Origin of the sequence: Pseudomonas sp. s4, assembly GCF_046764235.1 — a bacterium.
GTDB lineage: Bacteria > Pseudomonadota > Gammaproteobacteria > Pseudomonadales > Pseudomonadaceae > Aquipseudomonas > Aquipseudomonas asiatica.
This window is the reverse complement of record NZ_CP177209.1, coordinates 734,488-746,231: the sequence shown is the minus strand read 5'-3', so window position 1 is coordinate 746,231 and position 11,744 is coordinate 734,488. Positions and strand designations below refer to the sequence as shown.

Annotated in this window: 9 protein-coding genes; 5 read left to right on the top strand and 4 right to left on the bottom strand. The window is 64.3% G+C overall.

The window, feature by feature from the left end; translation table 11 throughout:
• The first annotated feature begins 7 nt into the window (after positions 1–7).
• The 3 genes from ACK56M_RS03495 to ACK56M_RS03485 all read left to right on the top strand — a co-directional run bounded on the left by ACK56M_RS03495 (position 8) and on the right by ACK56M_RS03485 (position 3,826).
• The gene (locus tag ACK56M_RS03495) at positions 8–1,072 is read left to right on the top strand and encodes a 2,3-butanediol dehydrogenase (RefSeq protein WP_224765940.1); all 1,065 of its coding nucleotides are present in this window, start codon (positions 8–10) and stop codon (positions 1,070–1,072) included.
• A gap of 348 nt (positions 1,073–1,420) precedes the next feature.
• Positions 1,421–3,154, top strand: coding sequence for a C13 family peptidase (locus ACK56M_RS03490; RefSeq protein ID WP_043936054.1), 1,734 nt, complete (start codon positions 1,421–1,423; stop codon positions 3,152–3,154).
• Positions 3,155–3,181: 27 nt separating this feature from the next.
• Positions 3,182–3,826 (top strand): oxidoreductase, encoded by a 645-nt coding sequence (locus tag ACK56M_RS03485; protein ID WP_015268805.1) that lies wholly within the window; start codon positions 3,182–3,184, stop codon positions 3,824–3,826.
• 108 nt (positions 3,827–3,934) lie between these two features.
• Here ACK56M_RS03485 and ACK56M_RS03480 read toward each other — a convergent pair whose 3' ends face one another.
• The 4 genes from ACK56M_RS03480 to ACK56M_RS03465 all read right to left on the bottom strand — a co-directional run bounded on the left by ACK56M_RS03480 (position 3,935) and on the right by ACK56M_RS03465 (position 8,249).
• Entirely contained in the window at positions 3,935–4,222 is a 288-nt protein-coding gene (locus ACK56M_RS03480) for a YceK/YidQ family lipoprotein (RefSeq protein ID WP_015268804.1), read from the bottom strand.
• Positions 4,219–4,848 carry a flavin prenyltransferase UbiX gene (gene ubiX / locus ACK56M_RS03475; protein WP_013970698.1) on the bottom strand — a complete coding sequence of 210 codons (630 nt, stop codon included), beginning with the start codon at positions 4,846–4,848 and terminating at the stop codon, positions 4,219–4,221. Before ubiX ends, ACK56M_RS03480 begins: the two co-directional genes overlap by 4 nt.
• A complete protein-coding gene (mpl, locus tag ACK56M_RS03470) occupies positions 4,845–6,194 on the bottom strand; it encodes a UDP-N-acetylmuramate:L-alanyl-gamma-D-glutamyl-meso-diaminopimelate ligase (protein ID WP_137137876.1) in 1,350 nt (449 codons plus the stop codon). Before mpl ends, ubiX begins: the two co-directional genes overlap by 4 nt.
• Positions 6,195–6,260: 66 nt before the next feature.
• Complete coding sequence (locus ACK56M_RS03465) at positions 6,261–8,249, bottom strand: sigma-54-dependent Fis family transcriptional regulator (RefSeq protein ID WP_085721430.1); 1,989 nt, start codon at positions 8,247–8,249, stop codon at positions 6,261–6,263.
• Positions 8,250–8,504: 255 nt separating this feature from the next.
• Between ACK56M_RS03465 and ACK56M_RS03460 the strand changes: the two genes are divergently transcribed.
• Both ACK56M_RS03460 and eat read left to right on the top strand, forming a co-directional pair.
• Complete coding sequence (locus ACK56M_RS03460; RefSeq protein ID WP_015268801.1) at positions 8,505–10,025, top strand: aldehyde dehydrogenase family protein; 1,521 nt, start codon at positions 8,505–8,507, stop codon at positions 10,023–10,025.
• A gap of 234 nt (positions 10,026–10,259) precedes the next feature.
• Complete coding sequence (gene eat / locus ACK56M_RS03455) at positions 10,260–11,708, top strand: ethanolamine permease (protein ID WP_015268800.1); 1,449 nt, start codon at positions 10,260–10,262, stop codon at positions 11,706–11,708.
• Positions 11,709–11,744 lie beyond the last annotated feature (36 nt).

Genomic DNA, 11,744 nt, shown 5'->3' with positions numbered 1-11,744 from the left:
CACCCACATGCGCGCCGCCGTCTGGCATGGCCGCAATGATATTCGCGTCGAACAGGTGCCCCTGCCGGCCGACCCTGCGCCCGGCTGGGTGCAGATCAAGGTGGACTGGTGCGGCATCTGCGGCTCCGACCTGCACGAATACGTCGCTGGCCCGGTATTCATCCCGGTGGAGGCACCGCACCCGCTGACCGGCATCCAGGGCCAGTGCATCCTCGGCCACGAGTTCTGCGGCCAGATCGCCAAGCTGGGTGAAGGCGTGGAAGGTTTTGCCGTCGGTGACCCGGTGGCTGCGGACGCCTGCCAGCATTGCGGCACCTGCTACTACTGCACCCACGGCCTGTACAACATCTGCGAGCGCCTGGCCTTCACCGGCCTGATGAACAACGGCGCCTTTGCCGAACTGGTCAACGTGCCCGCCAACCTGCTGTACCTGCTGCCGCAGGGTTTCCCGGCAGAGGCCGGGGCGCTGATCGAACCGCTGGCGGTGGGCATGCATGCGGTAAAGAAGGCCGGCAGCCTGCTTGGCCAGACGGTGGTGGTAGTTGGAGCCGGCACTATTGGTTTGTGCACCATCATGTGTGCCAAGGCGGCAGGCGCGGCGCAGGTGATCGCCCTGGAAATGTCCTCGGCGCGCAAGGCCAAGGCTAGAGAGGTTGGCGCCAGCGTAGTGCTGGACCCCAGCCAGTGCGACGCCCTGGTGGAAATCCGCAAGCTCACTGCCGGGCTGGGCGCGGATGTGAGTTTTGAATGCATCGGCAACAAACACACGGCCAAGCTGGCCATCGACACCATCCGCAAGGCGGGCAAGTGCGTGTTGGTGGGGATATTCGAGGAGCCTAGCGAGTTCAACTTCTTCGAACTGGTGTCCACCGAAAAGCAGGTGCTGGGCGCGTTGGCGTACAACGGCGAGTTTGCCGATGTGATTGCCTTCATCGCTGACGGCAGGCTGGACATTCGCCCGCTGGTGACCGGGCGGATCGGGCTGGAGCAGATTGTCGAGCTGGGCTTCGAGGAGTTGGTCAACAACAAGGAGGAGAACGTGAAGATCATCGTTTCGCCGGGCGTGCGCTGATTGCACCTCAAAGGCAACACGGAACCTGTGGGAGCGGGCGTGCCCGCGAATCAGGCAACTCGGTGGATGGCACCGGCTTCGCCGGTGTTCGCGGCTAAAGCCGCTCCCACAGGTATTGCGCAAAGCTGAAGGTCACCGCAATACCTGTGGGAGCGGGTTCACCCGCGAAGAAGACCACACGGTACATGGCACCGGCTTCGCCGGTGTTCTCGGGCACGCCCGCTGCCACAGGTTCCGTGCCAGCTTTTCAATGCAGTGCAGGCTCGAGAGCTGCGCCAGCACATGCGTTCGCTGTTTCAGGACCCCATTCTGCGTCATACTCGGCAGACCTATTGCCCGGTTCTCGCCATGCGTTCACTGCTCCCCGTCACCCTGGTCCTGCTGCTCGCCGCCTGCGGCGATGGCGAATCGCTGCTCCCGCCGGACGCGCGCCTGCCTGACGGTGGGCGGTACCGGGGGCAGGTGGTCGATGGCCTGCTGCAAGGCGAGGGCCGGATCGACTACCCCAACGGCAGCTGGTACGCCGGTACCTTCAAGGACGGCCAATGGCACGGTCAGGGCGAATGGCACGGCCGCAACGGCGAGGTGTACCGCGGCCAGTTCGCCGCAGGGCTGTTCCAGGGGCTGGGCGAGCTGACTACCCCGGGTAGCCACTATGCCGGCACCTTCAGCCACGGCCGCCGCGACGGCGAAGGCACCCTCAAGCAAGCCGACCAGACCTACCGCGGCCAGTTCAAGGACGACCTGTACGAAGGCGCCGGCGAGCTGGAACTGGCCGACGGCAGCCGCTACCAGGGCCTGTTCGCCAAGGGCAAGCCCAACGGCGCTGGGGTGCGCAGCGATGCCAGCGGCAACCAGTTCAGCGGCCACTTCATCAATGGCCAGCTGGAAGGCAGCGGCACCTACGACAGCGTTGACGGCGAGCAGTACATCGGCGAGTTCAAGGACAACCGCCTGGAAGGCCGTGGCCGCTACGAAAATGCCGATGGTGATGTGTGGATCGGCGAATTCAAGGACGGCTCGCTGGTTGGCGAAGGCGAACTGCTGGGCAGCGATGGCAGCCACTACAAAGGCACCTTCGCCGACTGGCGCCTGTCGGGCCAGGGCAGCCTGCAACTGGCCGACGGCAGCAAGTACATCGGTGGCTTTCTCAACGATGCCTACCACGGCCAGGGCCGGCTGATCCTGGCCAACGGCAAGGTCGAAAGTGGCACCTGGAGCAACGGCGTGCGCGTACGGGACCAGAACGGCAAGCTGTTGCCCGACCCGCTGGACCTGACGCTGCTCAACCAGGGCCGTTTGCTGGATGAAGCGCTGGCCCGGGTACCGCGCTCGGCGCCACCAGTTCAGCTATACAGCCTGGTGGTGGCCGGCGATGGCCAGCAGAGCGTGTTCATGCGTGAAGCCGACTATGTCAGCAACATGCTCAAGGTGCGCTTTGGCGCCAGTGGCCAGGTGACCCTGGTCAACCACCGCGACCACATGACCACCCGAGCCATGGCCACACGCGAAAACCTGACCCGCGCCGCCCGTACCCTGGCCGAGCGCAGCGGCCCCGAAGACCTGGTGTTCATCTATCTCACCAGTCATGGCAGCCAGGACCATCAGCTGGTACTCGACCAACCGCGCCTGCAGTTGGCCGATCTGTCTGCCGACGAGCTGGCGAGCGCGCTGGCACCGCTGAAGAACCGCGACAAGGTGATTGTCATATCCGCCTGCTATTCAGGGGGCTACATCACGCCGCTCAAAGATGAGCGCACGCTGATCATGACCGCCGCCCGGGCCGACCGCGTGTCTTTCGGTTGCTCGGAAGAAGCCGATTTCACCTATTTCGGCGATGCCCTGTTCGCCGAAGCGCTGAACCAGACCGACGACCTGAAACAGGCGTTTGAACTGGCGCGCGCCAGCGTTGCCGAAAGAGAACAAAGGGAAGGTTTCGAGGCCTCCGAACCGCAGCTGTGGGCGCCGCCGAACGTGCTTGAGCACTGGCAGCACCTGCGCCGGCAACAGGCCGAAGAAGCATTGCGTAACGCCGCACAGGCCAACGTGGGGGAACAGGCGGAAACGCCACGCAGCCACTAAGCTTGTGTGTAACAAGGGAGAGACATCATGTATTTGACGCCTCAGCATGTCCTGCTTGCCGGTGCCACGGGTCTGACAGGTGAACACCTGCTCGACCGTCTGCTCAACGAGCCCACCATCACTCGCGTACTGGCGCCTACCCGCCGGCCATTGGCCGAGCACCCGCACCTGGAAAACCCGGTAGGCGACCCGGCTGTGTTCCTTCCACAACTGGGTGGGCGGGTCGATATCGCCTATTGCTGCCTGGGCACCACACTGAAGCAGGCCGGTTCCGAATCGGCCTTCCGCGCGGTGGACCTGGACATGGTGGTGGCGTTCAGCAAGCGTGCCCGGGAGTTGGGCGCGCGGCATCTGCTGGTGGTCAGTGCATTGGGCGCCGACCCGAAATCGTCGATTTTCTACAACCGGGTCAAGGGTGAGATGGAGGAGGCACTCAAGGCTCAGGATTGGCCGCAGCTGACCATCGTGCGGCCATCGTTGCTGCTGGGTGAGCGGGTCGAGCCTCGGCTTAGTGAACAGTTGGCTTCGCCGTTTGCCAAGCTGATACCCGGGAAGTATCGGGGGATCGAGGCTTGTACCTTGGCCCGGGCGCTGTGGCGGCTGGCGCTGGAGGAAGAGGACGGGGTGCGGATTGTGGAGTCGGATGAGTTGCGCAGGTTGGGCAAGAAATAGGCTTCACTTGTGATGGCCTCTTCGCGGGCACGCCCGCTCCCACAGGTACAGTGATCACAAGAAGATTACACAGATCCTGTAGGAGCGGGTTTACCCGCGAAAGGGCCCTTACAGGCCACCAGTGGCCTGGAAGCCTACACCGGCCGCTGTCAGCAACGACAACGGCAGCAACAAGGTATCGAGCAACATGCTCCCCGGCAGGTCCAGCCCCGGATACGCTGGCGCCTCAGCCCCGTAACGATCCCGCGGGCAGCACCCGCCATTGATCACATACAAGTCCAACCGGGTACCGGCATACACCACCGGTGCCCCGGGTTTGTTGGCATCCAACGTGCGCACCGTGGCGCAGCCACCGAGCAGCACCAGCGCCAGCAAGCCCACCAGCGCTCGCTTCAATCATCCACCCCGAAGTGGTGCTCACCCCAGCGCGGCAACATGTCCTGGGGAATGTTCAGCAGGTTGAGAATGCGCGCCACCACGAAGTCGACCAGGTCGTCGATGGTCTGCGGCTGGTGATAAAAGCCCGGTGCCGCCGGCAGGATCACCGCGCCCATCTGCGACAGCTTGAGCATGTTCTCCAGGTGGATGGTGGAGAACGGCGCCTCGCGCGGCACCAGGATCAGTTGGCGACGCTCCTTGAGGGTAACGTCGGCAGCACGTTCGATCAGGTTGTTGCAGGCACCGGTGGCAATCGCCGACAACGTGCCGGTGGAACAGGGCACCACGACCATTGCCGCCGGGGCGCCGGAGCCCGAGGCTACCGGCGACATCCAGTCTTCCTTGCCATACACGCGGATCTGCCCGTCGGCAGCGCCGGTATATTCGGTGAGGAAGGCCTGCATCGCCTGTGGCTTGGCCGGCAGCACCACGTCCGTCTCGGTGGCCATCACCAGTTGCGCGGCCTTGGAGATCAGGAAGTGCACCTCGCGGTCCTCACGCACCAGGCAGTCGAGCAGGCGCAGGCCATACTGGGCACCAGAGGCGCCCGTCATGGCCAGGGTGATGCGTTCCGGCCCGCTCACTTCAGTGCCTCGGCCAGCTTGCCGTGCAGGCCGCCGAAGCCGCCGTTGCTCATGATCACTACATGGGTACCCGGGCGGGCCTGCCCCTTGACCCGTTCGATGATCGCTTCGAGGCTGTCGGCCACCACGCTGGGCACTTTGCATTGCGCGGCGGTGGCAGCCAGGTCCCAGCCAAGGTTGGCCGGGGCGTACCAGATCACCTGGTCGGCGTCGTTGACGCTTTCCGGCAGGCCGTCACGGTGGGCACCGAGCTTCATCGAGTTTGAGCGCGGCTCGATCACGGCGATCACCGGGGCTTCGCCAACGCGCTTGCGCAGGCCGTCTAGGGTGGTGGCGATGGCGGTCGGGTGGTGGGCGAAGTCATCGTAGATGGTCACGCCCTGCACTTCGGCAACCTTCTCCATGCGCCGCTTGACGCTCTTGAAGGCGCTCAGGCCTTCGATGCCCATGGCTGGCACCACGCCTACATGGCGCGCCGCTGCCAGGGTAGCCAGGGCGTTGGCGACGTTGTGCTGGCCAGTCAGCGCCCAGTCCACCACGCCCTGCGCTTCGCCGTCGAACAGCACTTCGAAGCGCGAGCCGTCGGGGCTGAGCAGACGGGCTTGCCACTGGCCACCTTCGCCGGTGGTCTGCACCGGGGTCCAGCAACCCATGCCGATCACTCGCTCCAGCGCCTGCTCGGTGGTGGGGTGGATGACAAGGCCTTCGCTGGGGATGGTGCGCACCAGGTGGTGGAACTGCCGCTCGATCGAGGCCAGGTCGGGGAAGATGTCCGCATGGTCGAACTCGAGGTTGTTGAGGATCGCCGTGCGCGGGTGGTAGTGGACGAACTTCGAGCGCTTGTCGAAGAAGGCGCTGTCGTACTCGTCGGCTTCGACCACGAAGAACGGCGTATCGCCAAGGCGCGCCGACACCGAGAAGTTCTGCGGCACACCGCCAATCAGGAAGCCCGGGCTCATGCCAGCGTGTTCCAGCACCCAGGCCAGCATGCTGCTGGTAGTGGTCTTGCCGTGGGTACCGGCAACGGCCAGCACCCAGCGGCTCTGCAACACGTGGTCGGCCAACCACTGCGGGCCGGAAACATAGGGCAGGCCCTTGTTCAGCACGTACTCCACCGCCGGGTTGCCACGCGACATGGCGTTGCCGATGACCACCAGATCTGGCGCCGGGTCCAGCTGGGCCGGGTCATAGCCTTGGGTCAGCTCGATGCCCTGGGCTTCAAGCTGGGTGCTCATCGGGGGATAGACGTTGGCGTCCGAGCCGGTGACGCGGTGGCCAAGTTCCTTGGCCAGCACCGCCAGCGAGCCCATGAAAGTGCCGCAAATACCGAGAATGTGAATATGCATGGTCGACCTCGCAAAACATCGAGGCAGGGTAGCCCAGGGCGCGACAAATCGCACCAGATGTTTCGCTCAGTCGGCCCTGGTGATGCCGTGTTTGCGCAGTTTTCGATACAAGGTATTGCGGCTGATGCCCAAGTGCTCGGCGACACGGGTGAGGTGCCAGTGTTTTGCCTCTAGCGTCTCCAACAATGCTTGCCGCTCCGCATCCTGTAGGAGCGGCCTTGTGTCGCGATCGGGCTGCGCAGCAGCCCCTGCAAATTGGTCGGCGCGGCTGGGCCCCTGGGGCCGCTCTGCGGCCCTTTCGCGACACAAGGCCGCTCCTACAGGGACGGTGCTGTTGCGAACAATGGCTGGGAGATCCGGGAACACGATGCGGGAGTCTTCGCAAAGTGCCACCAGGGTACGCAGCACGTTGCGCATCTGCCGCACGTTGCCCGGCCAGGCGAAGTCGAGCAGTGCCTGCCGCGCCCTGGGCTCGATATCGATCGGTTCTCCCTGCGCCTCCTGACGCAGCAGAAAGTCCAGCAACTGCGCCTTGTCACTGCGCTCGCGCACCGCAGGCAATGCCACTTCCAGGCCATTCAGCCGGTAATACAGGTCCTCGCGGAAACTGCCCTGCTCCACCCTCTCCAGCAGGTCACGGTGAGTAGCGCTGACAATGCGCACGTCGACCGCCTGCGGCTCGCCACCGATCGGCACCACCTGGCGCTCCTCCAGCACGCGCAGCAGGCGGGTTTGCAGGGCCAGTGGCATGTCGCCAATCTCGTCCAGCAGCAAGGTGCCGCCATCGGCCTGCAGCAGCTTGCCGCGCATGCCTTCCTTGCGTGCACCGGTAAAGCTGCCGCCGCGATAGCCGAACAGTTCGCTCTCGATCAGGCTTTCCGGGATCGAGGCGCAGTTGATGGCGACGAACGGCTTGCCGCGCCGCTCGCTGGCCTGGTGCACGGCCTGGGCAAAAGCCTCCTTGCCACAGCCGGTCTCGCCGCGCAGCAACAGCGGCACATCGCGCTCGAACACCCGCACGCTGCGACGGAAGTCGTTCTGCAAGGCGGGGTCGAGCAGGCAGATAAGCGGCTCCACTTCCCGCGTGGGCCGCGGCTGGGCGGCTGGTACCGACCACACCGGTGCGCGCGCCTGGCCACGCAGGCTGGCGAACACCTGGCGCCCGTCCAGGGTATGCAGCGGCCAGGCCGTGCTGCCGCTGGGCGTGGCGCGGCTGAACAGTTCGTCGTGGCTGCAAGCGAAAAAGCGTTCCAGCGGTTTGCCCAGCACGCCACCACGCACCGTGCCCAGCAGGTTCAGCGCACTCTGGTTGGCGGCGCAGATGCGCCCGTCACCGTCGAACGCCAGCAGGCCTTCGCTGAACAGGCCGACCGACTCGGCCTGCAGGTGAAAACGCAGCAGCCATTGCTGTTCGAAATGGCGCAGGAAGTAGCAGCTTTCGATCATCTTCGCCGACAGGTTGACCAAAGCCATGGTGTGGAACTGGCTCTGCCGGGAAACGTCGGGCCGCGCCGAAGACACATCCAGCACTGCAAGCAACTCGCCATGCGGGTCGAACACCGGGCTGGCCGAGCAGGTCAGGCCGGTGTGGCGGCCACGGAAGTGCTCGTTCTGGTGGATGGTCAGCGCCTGGCGCTCGACCAGGCAGGTGCCGATGCCGTTGGTGCCCTCGCGCGCCTCGCTCCAGTCAGCGCCCAGCCACAGCCCGGCACGCTCGAAGCTGCGCCGCTCGGTCGGCGCGCTGACGCAATTGAGGATCACCCCACGGGCATCGGTCAGCAGCACCGCATGGCCGGCCCCGGAAAGCTGCTGGTGCAGGCTGTTCATTTCATGGTCGGCAATCTGCAGCACCTGGCGCAGGCGCTCGCGGCTTTCCAGCAGGCGCCCATGCTCGAGCACCACCGGGGCCTCGATCACCGACGGGTCGAGGTGGTAGTCCTCCAGGCAGCGCAGCCAGGAGCGGGCGATGGACGGGTCACTTCCACCCTCTCCGGCCCCACCATGGGCGACGGTATGGACTTGCTGGGCATGGCGACTGAAATGATTGCTCTGCATTGTTGTAGTTCTCCGCAGATAGAGAGTCCCGCCAGCATCCTCCACCCGGCAAGGCTTTGCAATGCACCCTCCGGTTACGTGTCGCAAATGGCACAAAGTGTCACCCCCGCGCGTACCGGCGCTGGCACAGAGATCGTGGGCCAGGCCCAAAGAACCGAGCCAAGTCATTGATTTTCCTGGCGCTCGAAACGCTGGCCCAACCTTTGCTCTACGCTTTCCAACTCCCTAACAAACACAATAGCCAGGAGACACACCATGCGTTACGCACATCCCGGTACCGAAGGCGCGAAGGTTTCCTTCAAGAGCCGCTACGGCAACTACATCGGTGGTGAGTTCGTTCCTCCGGTAAAGGGGCAGTACTTCGAAAATACCTCCCCGGTGAATGGCAAGCTGATCGCTGAATTCCCTCGCTCCACTGCCGAAGACATCGATAAAGCCCTGGATGCAGCCCACGCTGCGGCCGACGCCTGGGGCCGCACTTCAGTGCAGGACCGCTCCAACGTTCTGCTGAAGATCGCCGACCGTATCGAGCAGAACCTCGAACTGCTGGCCATTACCGAAACCTGGGACAACGGCAAGCCGATCCGCGAAACCCTCAATGCCGACATTCCGCTGGCGGTCGACCACTTCCGCTACTTCGCTGGCTGCATCCGCGCCCAGGAAGGCGGCGCCGCGGAAATCAACGAAGGCACCGTGGCCTACCACATCCATGAGCCACTGGGCGTGGTCGGGCAGATCATCCCGTGGAACTTCCCGATCCTGATGGCCGCCTGGAAGCTCGCCCCGGCACTGGCCGCCGGCAACTGCGTGGTGCTCAAGCCAGCCGAACAGACCCCGCTGGGCATCACCGTGCTGCTGGAAGTGATCGGTGACCTGCTGCCACCTGGTGTGCTCAACGTGGTGCAAGGCTATGGCCGCGAAGCCGGTGAAGCACTGGCCACCAGCAAGCGCATCGCCAAGATCGCCTTCACCGGCTCGACCCCGGTGGGCTCGCACATCATGAAATGCGCCGCCGAGAACATCATCCCGTCCACCGTCGAACTGGGCGGCAAGTCGCCGAACGTGTATTTCGAAGACATCATGCAAGCCGAACCAAGCTTCATCGAGAAGGCGGCCGAAGGCATGGTGCTGGCGTTCTTCAACCAGGGCGAGGTATGCACCTGCCCGTCACGGGCACTGGTGCAGGAGTCGATCTACCCGCAGTTCATGGAAGTGGTGATGAAGAAGGTGCTGCAGATCAAGCGCGGCGACCCGCTGGACACTGACACCATGGTCGGAGCGCAGGCCTCGCAACAGCAGTTCGAGAAGATCCTGTCGTACCTGGATATCGCCCAGAAGGAAGGCGCCGAGTTGCTGACCGGCGGCAAGGTCGAAAAACTGGAGGGCTCGCTGGCCACCGGTTACTACATCCAGCCGACCCTGCTCAAGGGCAACAACAAGATGCGCGTGTTCCAGGAAGAAATCTTCGGCCCGGTGGTCAGCGTCACCACCTTCAAGGACGAAGCCGAAGCCCTGGCGATCGCCAACGACACCGAGTTCGGCCTGGGCGCCGGCGTGTGGACCCGCGACATCAACCGTGCCTACCGCGTGGGCCGTGGGATCAAGGCTGGCCGCGTGTGGACCAACTGCTACCACCTGTACCCGGCGCATGCCGCGTTCGGTGGCTACAAGAAGTCGGGGGTCGGGCGTGAGACGCACAAGATGATGCTCGACCACTATCAGCAGACCAAGAACCTGCTGGTGAGCTACGACATCAATCCGTTGGGCTTCTTCTAAACCTGGGATGGCCTCGGGGCTGCTTTGCAGCCCATCGCCGGCAAGCCAGCTCCCACAGGGATCGCAGGGGATTCCAGACCTGTGCAGTACCTGTGGGAGCCGGCTTGCCGGCGATGAGGCCGGACCTGCAAACACAATATCCAGAGCACCAACCGCTCTGGCTCGCTTCCTGCAGTACCCATCACCATCGGCCCGGAACCCGTCCGGCCACCAAGAAAAACAACAGGTGAATCTATGCCAAGCGATCATTCCGCCGGCTCGCCGGCAGGCTCTTCCGTCGACTTCGAAAAAGTCGGCTCGGACTATTTCCAGCAACGTGAACTGAAAAAAGGTGCCGCCGGCTGGGTCCTGCTGGTCGGCCTGGGCGTGGCCTACGTCATCTCCGGCGACTATGCCGGCTGGAACTTCGGCCTGGCGCAGGGCGGCTGGGGCGGCATGTTCCTCGCCACCCTGCTGATGGCCACCATGTACCTGTGCATGTGCTTCTCGCTGGCCGAGCTGTCGTCGATGATCCCCACCGCAGGCGGCGGCTACGGCTTTGCCCGCAGCGCCTTCGGCCCCTGGGGCGGCTTCCTCACCGGCACGGCAATCCTCATCGAGTACGCTATCGCCCCCGCCGCCATCGCCGTGTTCATCGGCGCCTACTGCCAGTCACTGTTCGGCATCGGCGGCTGGATGATCTACCTGGCGTTCTACATCGTGTTCATCGGCATCCACATCTTTGGCGTGGGTGAGGCGTTGAAGCTGATGTTCATCATCACCGCCATCGCAGCCATCGCTCTGGCCGTGTTCCTGGTGAGCATGGTGCCCCATTTTGATGCAGCCAACCTGTTCGACATCGCCAAAACGGACGCTGTGGGCGCCAGCAGCTTCCTGCCGTTCGGCTATGTCGGCGTGTGGGCGGCCATCCCCTATGCCATCTGGTTCTTCCTTGCCGTAGAGGGCGTGCCGCTGGCTGCCGAAGAAACCAAGAACCCCAAGCGTGACCTGCCACGCGGCCTGATCGGCGCCATGCTGGTGTTGCTGGCCTTCGCCCTGCTGATCCTGGTGGTCGGCCCTGGCGGCGCAGGCTCCGAAGCACTGAAAGCGTCCGGCAACCCGCTGGTGGAAGCATTGTCCAAAGCCTACGGCGGTAGCACCTGGATGGGCGGCTTCGTCAACCTGATCGGCCTGGCCGGGCTGATCGCCAGCTTCTTCTCGATCATCTACGCCTACTCCCGGCAGATCTTCGCCCTGTCCCGCGCCGGCTACCTGCCGCGCAAGCTGTCGGAAACCAACAAGAGCAAGGCCCCGGTACTGGCCTTGATCATCCCCGGGATCATCGGCTTTGCCCTGTCGCTGACCGGCCAGGGTGACCTGCTGATCCTGGTGGCGGTGTTCGGCGCTACCCTGTCGTACGTGCTGATGATGGCCGCGCACATCACCCTGCGCATCCGTCGGCCGAAGATGGAGCGCCCATACCGCACCCCTGGTGGCATCTTCACCTCGGGCCTGGCACTGGTACTGGCCTGCATCGCTGTGGTCGCCGGTTTCCTGGTAGACCCACGGGTGGTGATTGGCGCCGCAGTGATCTATGCGGTATTAATTGCCTACTTTGCTTTCTACAGCCGCCACCACCTGGTCGCGGGTACACCGGAAGAGGAATTCGCCGCGATCCAGAAGGCCGAAGAGGCCTTGCACTGATCGCCGCCACCCGCCGCGGGGCAACCCGCGGCTCTG